Genomic DNA, 18,409 nt, shown 5'->3' with positions numbered 1-18,409 from the left:
CTATTGTCGTTAAAATAGAAGATGAGTCTAGTTCTGTAGATTTAATTGCTTGTATTTATGCCAGAGAGAGTCAGTAGTGCTGAAAATAAAAAAAACTTCTCAGCACAAGCACAGAGATTAACCAATTTAGTCAAAAATTTTAAAAACTCTTACAAAAGTGCCTATTACCCCGTGAATCGTTGCCCACCCTCACCAGCAAATTTAGATGCGTTTGAGCTTATCCTAATAATTTTTGAGCTAAATCTATATTAAAATAAAAATGATTATAACTGTTTCCTTTAATCACTGAAAAAGGTAAATTAGGTTCACCTAAACTATTTAATACTAAAATAGCCTCATCAAAATTTTGGTTTTTACTATAATCATTAACCGTTATTATCGTCTTGATACCCGCTTTTGTTGCCGCAATTAAGCCTTGATTCGTGTCTTCTATCGCTAAACAATTTTTACTAGAAATATTGAGTCTTTCTAATGCTAATAAATAAATATCAGGTGCTGGTTTTTTCTTTTTCACCATATCTCCTGCTGCTACCACCGCAAAATACTTACTCCTTTCTTCTCCTAAACTGGTGTCTAAAAACGCTTTGACATTTTCCTCATCTGCTGTAGAGGCGATCGCCAATATGATACCTTTTTGATATGCTTCCACAATTAATCTTTCAACGCCAATTCTTAAAGGGATAGCATTGTTAACTAATAATCGCCGAAAATAGTGACTTTTTTGTTGATGTAAAGAACGAATAAATTGATCTAAAGGCTCTTTAGTAATAAAATTAGGATTATAATGGGAGATATAGTGCCTTAAACGTTCTTTTCCTCCCCCAACTTCTAACAAACTGCCATATATATCTACATCCCATCGCCAAGGCAAACCAGCATTTTCAAAAGCTAAATTAAAGGCTACTCGATGACCGTCTTTTTCTGTTTCGGCTAAAGTACCATCAACATCAAATATTAAGGCTTTAAGAGTCATAGTAAATGAAATAAGCAGATAATTTTGTGGTTATTATTTTTTATATTCTAACCATAATCATCACTTTTTCCTACTGTTAAAATAATGTTGATTATGCAATTAATGTACCTAGTAAATATTGATTACTGTTTGCCATGATAAACTTTAAAAAGTTACTAGTATTCGAGAAATTAGCAACATCTGTCGTAACTTTTTGTTGACGAGAAATAAAAAGATGATTAGCAATAATATTATCAAATTGAGTTCCATTATTAATTTCCCAATTTTCAATAATAATACCCGTTAAAATAGCTTTACTAAAATTAGCATTATTTGCTTTGACTAAAGTTAAATCCGCTTGATTTAATGCCGTTTCTTTTAAACTGGATTCGTTTAAATTTGCTTCTACAAAACTAACTCCTCGAAAAATACCACGAGATAGGTTAGCATAACTTAAATTAGCAGTAATAAAGAAGGATTCAGAACAATTCGCTTCCTGAAAGTTAGCACTTAATAGGCAAGATCTGCTAAAATCACTACTTAGAAAATAAGAACCAAAAAAATTTGCATCTTGTAAATCAGATAAACTAAAATTAGTATCTCTACCATAAGCTCTACTAAAATTAGCTTTCGATAAATTAGCTTTCGATAAATTAGTTTCAATAAGATTTGTTTGGCTTAAATTTGCTTTAATTAAATTCGCTTCCTTGAGATTAAATTGGCTTAAATTAACGCCTTCTAAATTAGCCTCTCTTAAATTGGGGATAATTTGGGGATTTTCTTTTCTCCAATTATTCCATTGGTCAGCAGATAAAGAAAGAATTAGTTGAAGATGTTGTGTATTAGCCATAATAGGATTCAGTTTTTAATAATTTTTTCATCTGTTATCTTTATTAAAAACGATAATTGTGAAGATCTTGTGGAGATATATTAACTTTTGTAAAGATTTTTTGACTAATTTATAAAAATGAGTAATCAGTAATAAAGAGATTTTTCTAATACACGGCACAATCTGAGTATAATTTTTTTAATCCATCAATACCGATCAATATTATTTAGTACTATGTTCATTAAATCTACAACCCGCCATATTAGAATCTATACCGCAGAAGTCCACAAAAATGAATTAATTCCTTCTAATCAAGTTTTAACCCTTGATGTTGATCCTGATAATGAATTTAATTGGGATGAGGTAGCGTTACAACAAGTTTATAGTAAGTTTGATCAATTAGTCGAAAGTTATAGCGGTGAGGATTTAACTGATTATAATTTACGCCGTATTGGTTCAGATTTAGAACATTTAATTCGTAATCTCTTAAATAAGGGAATAATTAACTACAATCTTGATGCTAGAGTTGTTAACTACAGTATGGGTTTACCTCGTGTTGAAGTGCCAGAATCTGAGGGTAAATATCAGCTTAATCAGTAATCAGTCATTAGTAATCGGGAATCAGGAACTACGAGGCAATATCTTTGTCTCACAATTGCCTATTATTTATTAACTATTACTTATTGTCTATGTATGATAATGAGATTTGATTATTTTTGACTATGCTGATAGCTAACACCTCTTTATGTATATATAAAAAACCTCAAAACCTTGATTTTTCATTATTTAACCTAATACCTGAAACCCGATACCTGATACCTACCCTCACAAAAATACTTTTTGAGTAACCTCTAATTATAAGAATAACTGTCACCACTGAGTTTTCGCTCATAAGACAGTTTTTTTTTGGAAAAGATTAATATTGAATCAAAAATGTATTGAAAAAATCTTAAGTATCATTTAAGATAAAGTACAGTGGAAAATAAAAAACAAAAGAAATGAGAACGCAAAACAGATTAATTCGAGGGTTTATCATTGGTTTGGCTCTTAGTAGTGTCGTTGCTTCCTGTTCTACTCCCAACAATTTAAATCAGACAGAGACGAATAACCAAGCTAATCCCAATCAAGAAGTAAAACTTACCTTAGTCTCTTATGCCGTAACTCAAAGTGCCTACGAAAAAATTATCCCTAAGTTTGCACAAGAATGGAAAAATAAAACAGGTCAAACGGTAGTTGTAGAACAAAGTTATGGTGGTTCAGGTTCGCAAACTAGAGCGGTGATAGACGGATTAGAAGCGGATGTGGTGGCGTTGGCTTTATCGGCGGATACTCTCAAAATTCAACAGGCAGGATTAATCGAACCAGGTTGGGAACAAGAAGTTCCTAATAATGGAATCGTAACTAGATCCGTGGTGGCTTTAGTAGGTAGAGAAGGAGGTAAAACAGCACAAACATGGGCAGATTTAGCTAAGCCCGATATTAAAGTTATCACCGCTAACCCTAAAACCTCAGGGGGTGCAAGATGGAACTTTTTAGTATTATGGGGAGTAATTACTCAAGCTGGTGGTGATGCCTCTAAAGCCCAAGAATTTGTCACTAATGTTTATAGAAATGTACCAGTATTGCCAAAGGATGCAAGGGAAGCAACGGACGTATTTTATAAGCAAGGGCAAGGGGATATATTAATGAACTATGAAAACGAAATTTTACTAGCAAAATTAAAAGGGAAAAATCAGCCCTATGTTATCCCAACGGATTATAACATTTCCATTGACGGACCTGTTGCAGTGGTTGATAAAAATGTTGATAAACGAGGTACAAGAGAAGTAGCAGAAGCCTTTGTGCAATTTTTATACACTCCTGAAGCCCAGAAAGCCTTTGCGGAAGTCGGTTTTCGCCCAGTGGATGAAGCAGTTTTCGAGGAATTTAAAGAGCAATATCCCAAAGTCGAAAATCTATTTACCGTAGATGTTTTTGGTGGTTGGGATCAAGTGCAAAAAGACTTCTTTGATGACGGAACTATTTTTGATCAAATTTTTGCTAATCTTCGTAAATAATTAACTTCAAAAACAATTAAAACTATGACTAATCAAGTTACAGAAATTAGGGACAAAACTATTAAAATATCCCTACATATTCCGCCAAAATATTTACAAAAACCAATTATTTTTGACCTAGCAGTTCAATATAAATTAGAAGTAAATATTACCTCAGCTTTACTTGGAGAAGAAGGCGATGGAGATGGTTGGTTTAATTTAAAATTAAAAGGCACAGAAGAGACTATTAAAGAAGGTATAAAATACTTAATTGATTTAGGAATAGAAGTATGGGAGAGTGATCAAATAGGGCAAAAACCTTTTAATGAATGGGATTTTGAAGGATGGTCATTAGAAGGTTGATGATTAATAAAAGTCGCACTTATTATAGGGTATTTGGTCATGATTATTTTAAATTCTAAATTCTAAATTCTAAATTCTTTTTATGGTTAATATTCCTTACGAACCTCCTATGGAGGTTAACACCAATCAAATCTCAAAATTTATCTCAAAAATTTCTATTCCTTGGACAATTACCATCGGTTATTTAACTATTATTTTGTTAGTTCCCATGGCTGCATTAATCCTTAAATCTTCTACTTTAGGATTTGGAAAATTTTGGGAAATTGCTACTTCAGATGTGGCTATATCCGCCTATCAAGTAACCTTTATTACCGCTATTTTTGCTGGTCTTATTAACGGTTTAATGGGTACATTATTAGCATGGGTATTAGTTAGATATGACTTTCCAGGACGTAAAATTTTCGATGCCATGATTGACATTCCCTTCGCTTTACCCACGGCAGTAGCTGGTTTAGTATTAGCCACCGTTTATAGCCCAACTGGTTGGATTGGGCAGTTTTTCACTCCTTTTGGCATCAAAATCGCTTTTTCTCAATTGGGAGTATTTGTGGCGATGTTGTTTATCTCCTTGCCTTTTGTCGTGCGCACTTTACAACCTGTTTTACAGGAAATGGAAAGGGAAACGGAAGAAGCGTCTTGGGCATTAGGTGCTACGGATTGGCAAACTTTTCGCCTCGTTATTTTACCCCCTCTCATTCCCCCTATTTTAACGGGGGTAGCATTGGGTTTTTCGAGGGCTGTAGGAGAGTATGGTTCGATCGTAGTTATTGCTTCCAACATTCCTTTTCAAGACTTAATCGCGCCTGTATTAGTATTTCAAAGACTAGAAGAATACGACTATGTAGGGGCAACGGTAATAGGTGCAGTACTTCTTTTAATTTCTTTAGTGCTTTTATTGGTAATTAACTTCTTACAAAAATGGGGTAGCAACTATGCAGAAAATTAAATCCGTAGAAACATGGCTAATTATAGTAGCGTTGGCTTACTTAGCCCTAATCTTAATTATTCCTGCTATTTCCGTATTTTATGAGGCTTTCCATAAAGGAGTACAACCCTTTTTCGAGGCTATCCAAACGAGAGAATTTACTGTAGCAGTGGAATTAACAGTGATTATAGCCTTAATTGCAGTTCCCTTAAATACGGTATTTGGCTTATGTGCGGCTTGGGTAATTGCTAGAAACAACTTTAAAGGAAAAACTTTTTTAGTTAGTTTAATTGACTTGCCTTTCTCCATCTCTCCAGTGGTAGCAGGGTTGATGATTGTCTTGTTATACGGGCGTAACGGTTGGTTTGGACCATTTTTAGAATCGATCGACGCTAAAATTGTCTTTGCTTTACCCGGTATGACATTAGCCACGATTTTTGTAACATTTCCTTTCGTGGCAAGGGAAGTTATACCCGTATTAGAGGAAGTGGGAACCGAACAAGAAGAAGCCGCACGGACTTTAGGGGCGAGTGATTGGCAAATTTTTTGGCGTGTTACATTACCAAGTATTCGTTGGGGTTTACTTTACGGGGTGTTACTAACCAATGCTCGTGCTATGGGGGAATTTGGTGCAGTTGCGGTGGTGTCGGGTAGTATTATCGGGCAAACGGCAACCTTACCAATATTTGTGGAGTTAGCCTATAAAAACTATCAAACAGAAGCTGCATTTAGTGCGGCGGTAGTTTTAGGGTTATTAGGGGCTTTAACTTTGATTTTCAAGGAAATTCTCGAAAGAAAGACGAAAATCAAGGAAGTTTAGTTTTTGCTTGTAGTAAAGGCTTTAGCTTTTGGCTAACGACTAAAGTCGTAACTACAAACTTTTTTTACTTTTAATTATTCATTCTAAATACTAAATTCTAAATTCTAAATTCTATGAGTATTATTGTTGATAATGTATCTAAAAGTTTTGGTTCTTTCCAAGCTCTAAAAGATATTCATTTAGAGGTTAAACCTAATACTTTAGTGGCTTTATTAGGTCCTTCTGGTTCAGGTAAATCAACTCTTTTAAGGACGATCGCTGGTTTAGAAAATCCAGACCAAGGTAGAATTGTTATCAATGGAAAAGATACAACGGGAGTTGATATTCGCAAACGAAATATTGGGTTTGTTTTCCAACATTATGCTTTATTTAAACATTTAACCATTAGAGAAAATATTGCTTTTGGTTTAAGAATTCGTAAATCTTCGGAAGCCCATATTAAGGAAAGAGTGACGGAATTGCTCAATTTAATTCAATTAGAAGGTTTAGGTAATCGCTATCCTTCTCAGTTATCAGGAGGGCAACGTCAAAGAGTAGCTTTAGCCAGAGCATTAGCTGTACAACCGGAAGTATTACTTTTAGATGAACCTTTTGGGGCGTTGGATGCTAAAGTGCGTAAGGAGTTAAGAGCATGGTTAAGACGATTACATGATGATGTTCATATTACCAGTGTATTTGTAACTCACGATCAAGAGGAAGCGATGGAGGTAGCTGATGAAATCGTAGTCATGAGTAATGGTAAAATTGAGCAAATCGGCTCTCCTGCTGAAATTTATGATAATCCGGCTTCTCCTTTTGTGATCAAATTTATTGGGGAGGTTAATATTTTACCTAGTCATGCACCTTTGTTTACTAATAATAATCATTTCGGTGAGGAGATTTTTGTACGTCCCCATGAGTTAGATATATTATTAGAGGATGATGGTAATAGCAGTCGTGCGGTGGTTAAACGCATTATTCATCTAGGTTGGGAAATTCAAGCGGAATTAGCTGTCGATTCTTGGGAGTTGACGGCACATTTGACTAGAGAAAAATTTGATCGACTACAATTAAGACATAATCAAACGGTTTATATCAAACCCAGTCGAGTCAAAAGTTTTAGAGAAGACTCCGTAGCAGTTTAAATAGGTTTGTTCATAAAGGCATAATCTATTATGCCCGTTGGTAGTAATTATTTTAATAATTAGTGGGCAGTACGATCGCCTTACTGGTTGGGAAAAAGATTACAAAACTCGAAAATAAACACTATGAATAATACCAAAACCCAAACAAAAATTATCCCTGAAGGAGAATACATTAAGGAATAATGATTGATTGTTAAGCTCGATCAACATTCCTTCTCCGCTACAATTAAGATAGTGTCATTATGGGAAAATACCGTGAATCAGGTTATTATTGCCATTTTTGAGGGAATTAGTGCTTTTATTGCTACCAATATAGATGATTTGTTAATTCTCTTAATTTTTTTCACCCAAGTAAAAGAAGAAAAAATCGAAAAAAATCACGTCATTAGTGGTGCTTATTTAGGATTAATTATTCTAATTTTATTAAGTTTAGTGGGTTATTTTGGCGGTTTAATTATCTCCTCACAATGGATTGGTTTATTGGGCATTTTACCTATTATTATTGGCGTTAAACAATTATTTAATCCTGATAATGACGAAACAGAATTACAAACTGTCAGTAGCAGATATGTGCAACCTAAACACGATCATCCGATTATTAATTTTTTGTATCAACTTTTACACCCTCAAACCTATAAAGTTGCCCTGATTACCTTTGCGAATGGTGGCGATAATATCGGGGTTTATGTGCCATTATTTGCAGGAAGTAATTTATTGAGTTTGTTAGTTATAATTACTGTCTTTTTAATTTTAAAAGGGTTATGGTGTTATCTTGCTTATCGATTAATTAATAATAAAAAATTTGCTCACTTAATTACTAATTATTGCCAGCAATATGTCCCTTATGTTTTAATTGCTTTAGGCTTATTTATTTTCTGGAAAAATGGTACTTTTACCTTGATTAATTTTTAGGTTTATTTTTTTCTCGCAAAGTCGCAAAGTCGCAAAGAAATAAATGAATCTGTTAAGTAGTGAGACAAAATTAATTGCATATAGACAATAGTTTAAACCCATTGTTATTATAGATTTGAGAAAAGTAAAGAGCATCGATTAATTTTGCTTACTGAATTAGCAAAACATTTTGTTACATAAAAATTGACAAAATCAACAATTGATGTAGGAATTGGATATTTTACAATTAAATGCAATTATATTACTTTCCTAACCTTCATTTTTGGTACAAATGGACAAGCATCTTGCCTGTTTTACGGTTTCCGACTCTCCCTTAGAAGATTGATTTTCTCTCCCATTAAAATAATTTAAAAATGTATTGAAAAAATATCCTGATTTAGATATAATCGCTTTAGCAAGTGATGTCAATTGTTTTTTGTTAAGAATGCTTTATTTAACGTAAGAAAAAGAAAACAATTGTCACATTGAATTAAACTATTCAGTCTCATTAAGAGGTATCTAAATGTTTCGCAGAAAAAGTCTTGTGTTAATTGGCTTAGGATTAGCAGGTTTATCATCGTCTTTATTATTATCTTTTCAAAAACCTGCCGAAGCGCAAAAGAAAACCGTTGAAATTACCCTTGTTTCCTACGCTGTAACTCAAGGTGCTTACTCTAAGATTATTCCTCAATTCACGGCAGAGTGGAAAAAGAAAACTGGACAAGATGTTATCTTTAAACAAAGTTACGGCGGCTCTGGTTCTCAAACTCGTGCTGTTATCGATGGTTTAGAAGCTGATGTCGTTGCTTTAGCTTTAGCTGGTGATACTAAAAAAATTGAACAGGCGGGATTAATTAAGCCGGGTTGGGAAAAAGAAGCCCCTAATAATGCCATTGTCACTAAATCAGTGGTTGCTTTTATTACCCGTCCGGGTAAACCTCAAATTAAGTCTTGGAGTCAATTAGCCGATCCCAAAATTAAAGTTATTACCGCTAATCCTAAAACCTCAGGCGGTGCAAAATGGAATTTCTTAGGATTATGGGCTTCTGTTGCATTCAAAGGTGGGACTGAAGCCCAAGCCAAAACTTTCGTCGATAAGGTTTATAACTCTGTGCCAGTATTGCCTAAAGATGCTAGAGAATCCACCGATGTCTTCATTAAACAAGGGCAAGGGGATGTATTGTTAAACTATGAAAATGAGGCAATTTTAGCTCAACAAAAAGGTGCAAAAGATCCTTTCTTCGTTCCTACAGATGTAAATGTTTCCATTGATAATCCCATTGCTGTAGTAGATAAAACAGTAGATAAAAGGGGTACAAGGGAAGTAGCTGAAGCCTTTGTTAAATATGTCTTTACTCCTCAAGCTCAAAGAGAATACGCTAAAGTTGGCTTTCGCCCTGTCGATGCCCAAGTTAGTAAAGAGTTTGCTAAACAATACCCTAAAATTAATAAATTAGTGACTGTCAATGATTTTGGTGGCTGGAGTCAGATTGATACTAAATTCTTTAAAGATGGTGCAATTTTTGACCAAATTATCAGAAGTAAATAGCGTTTTTTTGTAGCTGGTATCTCATAATCCGTCAAGAAATAAATTTTATGGCTAACAGCATAAGTCTGCTAAAGCGACTAAGTGTATCGATTTTTTAAAGTATGTTTATTAGACATCAATCTTATTTATTTTTGATTGGTTCATAGTAAGGGCTTGAACCCTCTTAAATACCAATTTTTAGAGAAGTCTATTGAAAATTATATTTATAAATCGCTTCAGCAGATTTTCGCTATTAGCTTCGTCCATTTATTGCGAAGCGGTTTATGTTAATCTTGTCAACCTGTTAGGCGGTCTATGATATTATTTTTATAATTTAAACAAACAATTTTTTGATAATAAATATATTGTAAAATCATTAATATTGTAAAATCGTTTTTTATGAATTTAACTTTATTTTTTAATTGGCGTAATCTTAAACATAGTTTTTTTGTTATATTTGGTTTTTTACTCTCTCCTTTATGTTGGTGGAATGATTTAATTTTTAATTTACCCATCGCCTACGGTTTTGGTAAAATAGTTAGCTTTTTTTTCCCTAATCTCTTAATTCCAGCTTCCATAGTCGGCTATTGGTTAACCAATATTATCGGTATAATTTTAATGCAATTAGGCACAACTAATTTGATTAAAGATTCCCAGAAGGAAGTTGATTTAAAGAAAAATATTTGGTCTGGAGTCGCTACTTCTACAGTTTTTACTGTCGCCGTTGTTGTTCTTTGGAAAACAAATATTCTTGATTTATCTTTACCTTCTTTTTTAACTACTGGAATTAATTTTTAAATTTTTTTATGTTATATTTAGCTTTGAATAAACCTTTACAAAAAAAACGAAATATTTTATTAATTAAAATTTCTTGCTTAATTCTTTTTACTTTTCTCGCTTTAGAAATTAACTATCTAAACATTGAGTTTCCTTGGGATAAGCAAATTCTTCATTTTATTCATAGTCAATCTAGTATTTTTTTAGATAACTTTGCTTCTGTTGCTACCAATTTTGGTGGTATAAAATATATCCTGTCTTTTTCTTTTTTGCTATGTTTATGGCTTTTTTATCAAGGGCAAAAATCCTTACTTGGCTACCTAATTACTTCTATTTTATCAAGTGCGATCGTCAATTTTGGGATTAAACTTTTATTCCAACGTCCTCGCCCAAATCTTTGGGAATCCTCTTATCCTTTACCCAGTGATTTTTCTTTTCCCAGTGGTCATGCTATGGGTAGTATAACATTTGCATTGACTTTATTGGTAATTTTTTGGGGTAGTCGTTATCTTAATTTTATCGCTATTTTAGCGTTATTATATGTAGGTTTAATTGCTTGGACTCGTTTATATTTAGGGGTACATTATCCTAGTGATATAATCGGTGGTTGGTTGTTAGGAATTGCTTGGACTACTTTGGTAACATTATTATTAAATCCTCGTTCATCTCATTCTTTAAATGAACAAAATACATGAGGAAAAGTCAATTTTTAAAGAAACCTGTTAATATTGTTTTTTTATCTTTAATTTTTTTAATTTTATTTAACCCCTTTACCATTATTTCAGCCGGTGAAAGAGGGGTTTTAATGCGTTTTGGAGAAGTGCAAAAACAAATTTTAGAGGAAGGAATACATTTTATTATTCCCCTTGTTAATACCGTACAAAAATTAAGTGTCAGGATTCAAAAACAAGATCTTCGGGCAGAGGCATCCACTAAAGATTTGCAAGATGTTTTTAACGAAATCGCCCTTAATTGGCACTTAAATCCCGATCAAGTTAACCATATTTATCAACAAATTGGTACAGAAAATGAGATTATTGATAATATTATTAATCCTTCTATTGAGGAAATTGTCAAAGCAGTTTTAGCCCGATATACAGCAGAAGAAATTATTATCAAAAGAGAAGAATTAAAATCAGAAATTGATACTTTATTAACAGAAAAACTAGCTAAATATAATTTAGAAATAGATGATATTTCCCTCGTTCATATCGAGTTTTCTCCTTTATTTAGTCAGGCTGTAGAAGCGAAACAAATTGCCGAACAAGATGCAAAAAAAGCAGGTTTTCAAGTGATTAAAGCCCAAAAAGATGCCCAAGTTAGGGTAAATTTAGCAAAAGGTGAAGCTGAAGCCCATAGTATTTTACAAGAGTCTTTAACCCCCGAAATTCTTCAATATCAAAGTATTAAACAATGGAATGGTAATTTACCTTTAATTATGGGAAAAGATGATGTTCGATTTTTAAATTTAGATTTGGAAGATTTACAAAAGTTAAATAAACAAAAAAAATAATATAATATGTTATTACCGTTTTTAATCACCAAAGAAATCAAAGATTTCGTCTCCCCATCGAGCAAATTCTTCTTTATCGCAGAGGGGATGTTTCATTTGAATTAACCATGTGCCATTGAGAAGGATCAATATTATTTTAACTCAACTATTACGACTAAAGCCTTTACTATCAACTTAGGGAAGAAATAATTTATAGGATTCGTTATCAATGATAATGCGCAATCCTAACCACATTAGTACAAAGGGAAATAGTTTACTGGCATAACGACTCAAAACGATCGCAATACTGGGTTGACGAGTGAGATTATAGGATAAAAATAACCATGTACAGATAAAAAAATAACACACCAAAATTATCACTATCAAACTGGGAAAACTGCTATTAGCGAAAAGGGGAATATAAATCCCTAAATTATTACCACCGTTAGAAATTGTCACTGCCGACACTTGATAGGTTTGTTTGTCTCTTAATACTTGTCTGAGGGATAAACGACGGGATTCAAAACCCCTATATCGGGCATTTTTCTTTTGATTGATAGATATATCTATAGTGGATTCGTCTCGGTTAAGTAAAATTTCTCGGAGGTTATTTAAGCCAATCAGAATGGGAAAAATACCTAATAAGCCAATAATATTGGATTCCAAAACTAATCCAATGACAAAACCGATTAAACTCACCGCTACTAAAACGGAAAAACCAATTAACTCCCCCACAATAATATGTTTCGGGCGAAAAGTTCGATTTACTTTACTGAAAAAACCCGTTAAATAAATGTTATCGTCAAATGTAGTGGCGATCGCAGTGGCGAAGGCAATTTTTAAGGTGACAAATAACCAATCCATTCTAATTTCCTTTGTTTATAGTGCTGAAAAAAATTACGATACAGGCGCGGATGCTTTGATACAGGCAAGATACCTGTTTTACTACATTTCTCTAAGTCGAGAATTTTTGAGTTACTTTTTCTTGCGATTGAGATTTATTTGCATTCCAATTATAATGAAAATGGGATAAATATTCAAACTATCTTTCTTGTTTTTGAAACTGTATTGTTATGATGATTTTTTTCTTTGGGTTAAGGCTAAAAAAATATCGAACGCTCCAACAAATGTGCTTAGAATTACTATTATGTCTGGGGAGGGAATTACTTTTAAATAGAGAAATCTTACCCAAGGGTCAAAGTAACACTGTCCCATCGAAAACTTTTCCCCTCCATAAAAACACTAACCGCCGTATCTGGGAAACTGTGGGTTTATTTATCGGGGGCATTTTGTTTGCAATATTGCTTGATCGTATTGTTTATAAACGTTCCAACGGTGACACAAGTCTTTACGCCTCCAAAGAAGCCAAAAAATTAAAACAAATCAAAATGGGTTATCCCGAAGGCATGACAAACTTAGAAGTATTAAAACAACAAGGCTATCTTGAAAGATATTTTGAACCTTTAGGCGTTACTATAACTTGGTCAAGTTTTCTCTCTGCTTCTTCTTTAATTGAAGCCCTAAGTAACGGTTCGATCGACTTTTGTGGCGGAGGAGGCACAGCCAGTATTTTTTCCCAAGCCGCTGAACATTGTTTTGTTAGAGTAGCACGAGATAAATATACTATACCCAAAGGACAAGCTATCCTTGTATTAGAAGACTCCCCCATTAAAACCTTAGCAGACTTGAAAGGTAAAAAAGTCGCCTTCGATCAAGGTTCAAGCGCCCACTACCTCATCATTAAAGCCTTAGAAAAAGTCGGTTTACAATACAGTGACATTGAGCCAATTTATCTTACCCAACCTGAAGCCTTACCCCTTTTTAGACGAGGAGAAATCGATGCTTGGGTAGTATGGGTTCCTTACACCTTAACCGAGATGCGTAGTGCTTATCCAGGACGTTGTATCGCTGATTTAGAAACGATTTTCGGCCATCGAGCCTCCTTAGAAGTTCCGACATTATATTATGCGATTCCCGAATTAGTGCGAGACTATCCCGACATACTCAAAACTATTTTAGAAGAAGTGAACGAAGCCGGGGCATGGGCAAAAAAACAAGAGTTAGAAACTGCCCAAAGATTAGTCAATCATCACGAACTCGATGCAAGTATTTTAACAGAATTACAAAAAAGAAGTATTGAAAGAGCGATTATTCCCCTAGACGAACCAACCTTGAAAGCATTACAAGATCAAGCAAATATCTTTCGAGATTTAAGACTAATCCCCGAACGAATTAACGTCAGAGACGGCACTTATAGCCTGATTACCAAGCAAAACTGGACTTATTGGTAAGAGATACCAAATTTAAAGTGTAAATCAAACAAAACTATATTTACTTTTTTTTCATTTCAATCTAAAATGTTTTAGAAAACGGTTAATGGCTGTTGAATATTTTTATTGTATTACCCATTACTAATCTTTAAGAGGAAAATTAAGAAAATGTTGAAACGACGTCATGTATTGTTGGGATTAGCAGGATTAGGAGCTCAATTTGCCTTACCTGCGATCGCACAACAAAAACCAAAAACAGTAGAATTAACTCTGGTTAGCTATGCGGTAGCAAAACCTGTATTTTCCAAGTTAATCCCCGAATTTCAGAAAGAATGGAAGGCAAAAACAGGACAAGATGTTACTTTTAAAGAATCTTACGGTGCATCCGCCGCTCAAACTAGAGCCATATTAGGAGGATTAGAAGCGGATATTCTAGCTCAAAATCTCCAAGATTTTATTACCCCTTTGGTAGAAAAAAAATTAGTGAATCCTAATTGGAGTAAGCGTTTACCTAATGGTGCCAGTCCTGTTAGTAGTGTAATGGTATTAATTACTCGTCCCGATAATCCCAAAAATATCAAAACATGGCAAGATTTAACTCGCTCCGATGTGCAGGTTGTGGCAATTAATCCTAAAACTTCAGGAAATGCCCGTTGGGGTGCTTTAGCAGGTTACGGGGCAACTCTCAAAACAAAAGGGGAAGCAGAAGCAAATAAATATTTTTTCGCTTTTGTCAAAAATATCAAGAATTTAGTTAACTCAGGTAGGGAAGCAACAGACACTTTTGTTAAAAATAGAGTAGGAGATGTGGTAATCAATTTTGAAAATGAGATTATTTTTACCAATGATGCCATTCCTAAAGATTTTCCCTATGTTGCACCTTCTCCCAATCTGAGAGTTGATTTTCCCGTTACTGTTATAGATGCAGTTGTCGATAAACGAGGCACACGCAAAGTCGCAGAAGAATTTACCAAGTTTTTATTTACTCCCAAAGCCCAAACAATTTACGCTCAAGCAGGTTATCGCCCCATTAATGAGCAAATCAGAAAAGCTAACGAAAAAGACTTTTTGAAGGTTTCCAAAATTTATAATATTAATGATTTCGGGGGATGGACTTCTGTCAATAAAAAATTATTCGATGATGGTGCATTGTTCGATCAAGCATTACAAGCCGCTAAATAAATAATGATTTTCTATTTCATTACTAAACTACAAGCCCTAATCCGTTATCAACTGTTTTTAAGGGGATTAATTTTTCTCTATGTGGGTGTAATAATTATCTTGCCATTAAGTGCTTTATTTTGGAAATTAAGCCAACAACCCATACAAGATGTTTTTCCCTTAATTACCTCTGATGTTGCGCTCGATGCCTATAAATTAACCTTTGGTAGTGCCTTGTTAGCGGCTTTAATTAACAGTGTATTCGGACTAATTTTAGCTTGGATTTTGGTTCGTTATGACTTTCCGGGCAAACAATTTGCTAACGGATTAATTGATATTCCCCTTGCCATTCCAGGGGTGGTAGTGGGCATTACTCTGATTTCTCTTTATTCTCCTGCAGGAAGCCTTGGGCAATTTTTCGAGCCTGACAGTTTTTTTGGGCAGTTTTTGCAAATATTCGGCATTGAGGAAGTGAATTTAACTTCTTCCTTGATTGGTATTTTATTAGCTCAAATTTTCGTTACCCTTCCCTTTGTAGTTAGAACTGTTCAACCAGTATTAACAGAATTCGATCAAGAAATAGAAGAAGCGGCGATGATTTTAGGGGCGACTCCTTGGCAATGTTTTTGGAAAGTAATTTTTCCCCAGATATTACCTGCTTTATTAACAGGTTTTAGCCTTGCTTTAGCTAGAGGTATTGGCGAATTTGGGGTAGTATTTCTCATTTCTGGCAACATTCCCAATGAAACTTTAATGGCAACAGTCTATATCTATCAACGTTTAGAGCAATTTGATTTTGCCGGGGCAACAGCAGTGGCGATCGTCCTCTTAATCTTCGCTCTGATACTTCTTGTCTGTGCAGGTATTTTACAACGTTGGAGTAACCGATATAGTGATAATACCCTAGAGATTTCCTAAGCTAGACTGAAGTATGAAAAATGTAGAAAAATGTAGGGTGGGCATTGCCCACATTGATATAATGTATTATTGTGAAAATTAATTATATTCAAAATATGGTGAAAAAAAAATCTTATGAATGGGGAAAATACTTATTAATAGTCATCGGTTTAGGATTTTTAGCCCTTGTGGTATTGTTCCCCCTCATTAATATTTTTTACGAAGCCTTTCAGGAAGGTATTAAAGGTTACTGGCAAGGAATTACTACCCCAGAAGCCCGACACGCTTTGATGTTAAGCCTGATTATTACGGTAGTTGCCGTACCTTTAAACACCGTTTTTGGTTTAGTTGCCGCTTGGGTATTAGCAAGACAAAATTTTCGAGGCAAACAAGTGCTATTAGGCATAATTGATTTACCCTTAACTATTTCCCCCGTCATTGTGGGGTTAATGTTTGTACTGTTATTTAATCCCATCGACAGCGTTTTTAAACCTCTAGTGGTAGGATTAAACCTGAAAATACTTTTTGCATTACCTAGTATGATTTTAGTGACAACCTCAATTACTGTGCCTTTTGTGGTGAGGGAAGTTTTACCCGCCCTTGAAAACTTAGAAGTGGATCAAGAGGAGAGTGCTATTATATTGGGGGCATCTCCTTGGCAGGTTTTTTGGCAAGTCATTTTACCAAATATTAATTGGGCGGTATTATACGGCGTTATTTTATGCACTGCCAGAGCGTTAGGGGAATTTGGGGCGGTTGCGGTGGTGTCAGGTAAAATTATTGGCACAACTAACACTTTAACTTTACACATCGAACAAACCTACAGCAATTATGAAAGTGTAGCAGCTTTTGGTAGTGCATCTTTACTTACTTTAATTACTTTATTAACAGTAATATCCCAAGAGGTTTTACGGCGTTTACAAAATCATTAATTTCTCTCAATTCTCATAGCGTAATAAAGCCCATTGATAATCCGTGACAGAATCTTTGATTATCATGCCGCTAATCCTTGTTCATCGAAGACTCCTTCAAATAGGACAGAACTCAGATAACGCTCTCCAGAATCTGGTAAAATAACCACAATGATTTTATCCTGATATTCAGGTTTTTCAGCTAACCTCACGGCAACTGCGGCCGCCGCACCACTAGAGATTCCCGATAATATACCTTCTTCTTTGGCTAATTTTTGAGCGTATAAAATGGCCTCTTCATTAGACACTCTCTCTACTCTATCAACTAATGATAAGTCGAGTACTTCAGGCACGAATCCTGCACCGATGCCCTGTATTTTATGGGGCCCAGATTTGACGGTTTGCCCTGTTAACGTTTGAGTAATCACAGGGCTATTTTCAGGCTCAACGGCAATACTTTCAATAGCTTTACCCTTCGTTTTTTTGATATAACGGGAAACTCCGGTAATGGTGCCACCAGTGCCTACTCCTGACACTAAAACATCGATCGCACCCTCTGTATCATCCCAAATTTCTGGACCTGTAGTAGTTTCGTGAATACGGGGATTGGCTGGATTGCGAAATTGTTGCAATAAAACGTACTTATCAGGATTGGAATTAGCTATTTCTCCCGCTTTGGCGATCGCTCCTACCATACCCTTACTACCTTCGGTTAACACCAGATTAGCACCATAAACCTGTAACAGTTTACGTCTTTCTAAACTCATAGTTTCAGGCATAGTTAAAGTAAGGGGAATACCTTTAGCAGCAGCAACAAAAGCTAAGGCAATACCAGTATTTCCGCTAGTCGGTTCGACTATTTCTTTTCCTTCGCCTAGTAAACCTCGTTCTTCCGCATCCCAAATTAAAGCAGCACCAAGACGGCATTTTACCGAGTAAGCGGGGTTACGCCCTTCGATTTTCGCCAAAATAGTGGTATTGCTACCCCTAGCTAAACGATTTAAACGTATAAGGGGAGTTTTGCCTATAGAAAGGCTATTATCTTCATACCATTTAGTCATCAGAGTTACTCTTTTTGTTCTTCACATACAATTCTAAAGCATTTTCATTTGAAGCAAAAAAAATAATCGATTATTTTTAAAATTTCTTTATATTTCTTGATTTATAGTCGTTGTAAAACAGCCATCTTGCCTGTATCCCTTAATCTTAATCACCGTAAAATAAGCATCTTGCCCGTATTTCTGAAAAATGTTTATAAATTCAGTGGACAATAAATAAAAAACAAATTAAAATGTTTTAACATACAATTAAAATTGTGTTTTAATAAATATGATAGCCTCCTCTAATAATTAGGAAAATGAGGGCTAAAGCCCTTACTACGAACTAATTAAAAATATTTTTTACTAGAAGTCTAATCTTTATAAACAAAAAGG

At 34.5% G+C, this 18,409-nt stretch carries 19 protein-coding genes; 15 read left to right on the top strand and 4 right to left on the bottom strand.

Annotated features, from left to right (window positions below; translation table 11 throughout):
• Window positions 1–217 precede the first annotated feature (217 nt).
• Both FWJ34_RS04340 and FWJ34_RS04335 read right to left on the bottom strand, forming a co-directional pair.
• The gene (locus FWJ34_RS04340; RefSeq protein ID WP_308254102.1) at window positions 218–973 is read right to left on the bottom strand and encodes an HAD-IA family hydrolase; all 756 of its coding nucleotides are present in this window, start codon (window positions 971–973) and stop codon (window positions 218–220) included.
• A gap of 91 nt (window positions 974–1,064) precedes the next feature.
• Complete coding sequence (locus FWJ34_RS04335; protein WP_308254101.1) at window positions 1,065–1,802, bottom strand: pentapeptide repeat-containing protein; 738 nt, start codon at window positions 1,800–1,802, stop codon at window positions 1,065–1,067.
• A gap of 213 nt (window positions 1,803–2,015) precedes the next feature.
• Between FWJ34_RS04335 and FWJ34_RS04330 the strand changes: the two genes are divergently transcribed.
• The 11 genes from FWJ34_RS04330 (at window position 2,016) to FWJ34_RS04280 (ending at window position 11,758) form a co-directional block, all read left to right on the top strand.
• Complete coding sequence (locus tag FWJ34_RS04330; protein WP_308254100.1) at window positions 2,016–2,381, top strand: NAD(P)H-quinone oxidoreductase subunit M; 366 nt, start codon at window positions 2,016–2,018, stop codon at window positions 2,379–2,381.
• Window positions 2,382–2,779: 398 nt separating this feature from the next.
• Window positions 2,780–3,838, top strand: coding sequence for a sulfate ABC transporter substrate-binding protein (locus FWJ34_RS04325; protein WP_308254099.1), 1,059 nt, complete (start codon window positions 2,780–2,782; stop codon window positions 3,836–3,838).
• Window positions 3,839–3,862: 24 nt separating this feature from the next.
• Entirely contained in the window at window positions 3,863–4,180 is a 318-nt protein-coding gene (locus tag FWJ34_RS04320; RefSeq protein WP_308254098.1) for an NIL domain-containing protein, read from the top strand.
• Window positions 4,181–4,289: 109 nt separating this feature from the next.
• Window positions 4,290–5,126, top strand: a complete 837-nt coding sequence (cysT, locus tag FWJ34_RS04315) for a sulfate ABC transporter permease subunit CysT (protein ID WP_308254104.1) — start codon at window positions 4,290–4,292, stop codon at window positions 5,124–5,126.
• Window positions 5,113–5,925, top strand: a complete 813-nt coding sequence (gene cysW / locus FWJ34_RS04310; RefSeq protein ID WP_308254097.1) for a sulfate ABC transporter permease subunit CysW — start codon at window positions 5,113–5,115, stop codon at window positions 5,923–5,925. The genes cysT (FWJ34_RS04315) and cysW (FWJ34_RS04310) overlap by 14 nt, the downstream gene beginning before the upstream one ends.
• Window positions 5,926–6,038: 113 nt before the next feature.
• Window positions 6,039–7,049 (top strand): sulfate ABC transporter ATP-binding protein, encoded by a 1,011-nt coding sequence (locus FWJ34_RS04305; protein ID WP_308254096.1) that lies wholly within the window; start codon window positions 6,039–6,041, stop codon window positions 7,047–7,049.
• A gap of 255 nt (window positions 7,050–7,304) precedes the next feature.
• Window positions 7,305–7,961, top strand: coding sequence for a cadmium resistance transporter (locus FWJ34_RS04300; protein WP_308254095.1), 657 nt, complete (start codon window positions 7,305–7,307; stop codon window positions 7,959–7,961).
• 502 nt (window positions 7,962–8,463) lie between these two features.
• Window positions 8,464–9,489, top strand: coding sequence for a sulfate ABC transporter substrate-binding protein (locus tag FWJ34_RS04295; RefSeq protein ID WP_308254094.1), 1,026 nt, complete (start codon window positions 8,464–8,466; stop codon window positions 9,487–9,489).
• Between the two features lie 378 nt (window positions 9,490–9,867).
• Window positions 9,868–10,266 carry a hypothetical protein gene (locus FWJ34_RS04290; protein ID WP_308254093.1) on the top strand — a complete coding sequence of 133 codons (399 nt, stop codon included), beginning with the start codon at window positions 9,868–9,870 and terminating at the stop codon, window positions 10,264–10,266.
• Between the two features lie 8 nt (window positions 10,267–10,274).
• Entirely contained in the window at window positions 10,275–10,940 is a 666-nt protein-coding gene (locus FWJ34_RS04285) for a phosphatase PAP2 family protein (RefSeq protein ID WP_308254092.1), read from the top strand.
• Window positions 10,937–11,758, top strand: coding sequence for a prohibitin family protein (locus FWJ34_RS04280; protein WP_308254091.1), 822 nt, complete (start codon window positions 10,937–10,939; stop codon window positions 11,756–11,758). Before FWJ34_RS04285 ends, FWJ34_RS04280 begins: the two co-directional genes overlap by 4 nt.
• Window positions 11,759–11,932: 174 nt before the next feature.
• Here FWJ34_RS04280 and FWJ34_RS04275 read toward each other — a convergent pair whose 3' ends face one another.
• Complete coding sequence (locus FWJ34_RS04275; RefSeq protein WP_308254090.1) at window positions 11,933–12,601, bottom strand: cadmium resistance transporter; 669 nt, start codon at window positions 12,599–12,601, stop codon at window positions 11,933–11,935.
• Window positions 12,602–12,810: 209 nt separating this feature from the next.
• Here FWJ34_RS04275 and FWJ34_RS04270 point away from each other — a divergent pair, with 209 nt between their 5' ends.
• The 4 genes from FWJ34_RS04270 to cysW (FWJ34_RS04255) all read left to right on the top strand — a co-directional run bounded on the left by FWJ34_RS04270 (window position 12,811) and on the right by cysW (FWJ34_RS04255) (window position 16,997).
• On the top strand, window positions 12,811–14,028 hold the full coding sequence (locus FWJ34_RS04270) for an aliphatic sulfonate ABC transporter substrate-binding protein (RefSeq protein ID WP_308254089.1): 1,218 nt from the start codon (window positions 12,811–12,813) through the stop codon (window positions 14,026–14,028).
• Between the two features lie 147 nt (window positions 14,029–14,175).
• Window positions 14,176–15,189 (top strand): sulfate ABC transporter substrate-binding protein, encoded by a 1,014-nt coding sequence (locus FWJ34_RS04265; protein ID WP_308254088.1) that lies wholly within the window; start codon window positions 14,176–14,178, stop codon window positions 15,187–15,189.
• Window positions 15,190–15,192: 3 nt separating this feature from the next.
• Window positions 15,193–16,086 carry a sulfate ABC transporter permease subunit CysT gene (gene cysT, locus FWJ34_RS04260; RefSeq protein WP_308254087.1) on the top strand — a complete coding sequence of 298 codons (894 nt, stop codon included), beginning with the start codon at window positions 15,193–15,195 and terminating at the stop codon, window positions 16,084–16,086.
• Between the two features lie 95 nt (window positions 16,087–16,181).
• Window positions 16,182–16,997 carry a sulfate ABC transporter permease subunit CysW gene (gene cysW, locus FWJ34_RS04255; protein WP_308254086.1) on the top strand — a complete coding sequence of 272 codons (816 nt, stop codon included), beginning with the start codon at window positions 16,182–16,184 and terminating at the stop codon, window positions 16,995–16,997.
• A 62-nt stretch (window positions 16,998–17,059) separates the two neighbouring features.
• On the opposite strand, the gene cysK is transcribed toward cysW (FWJ34_RS04255), so the two are convergent.
• Window positions 17,060–18,037, bottom strand: a complete 978-nt coding sequence (cysK, locus tag FWJ34_RS04250; protein WP_396231643.1) for a cysteine synthase A — start codon at window positions 18,035–18,037, stop codon at window positions 17,060–17,062.
• Between the last annotated feature and the right edge of the window lie 372 nt (window positions 18,038–18,409).

Origin of the sequence: Geminocystis sp. GBBB08 (genome assembly GCF_016743215.1) — a bacterium.
GTDB lineage: Bacteria > Cyanobacteriota > Cyanobacteriia > Cyanobacteriales > Cyanobacteriaceae > Geminocystis.
This window is presented reverse-complemented; position numbering and strand designations above follow the sequence as displayed.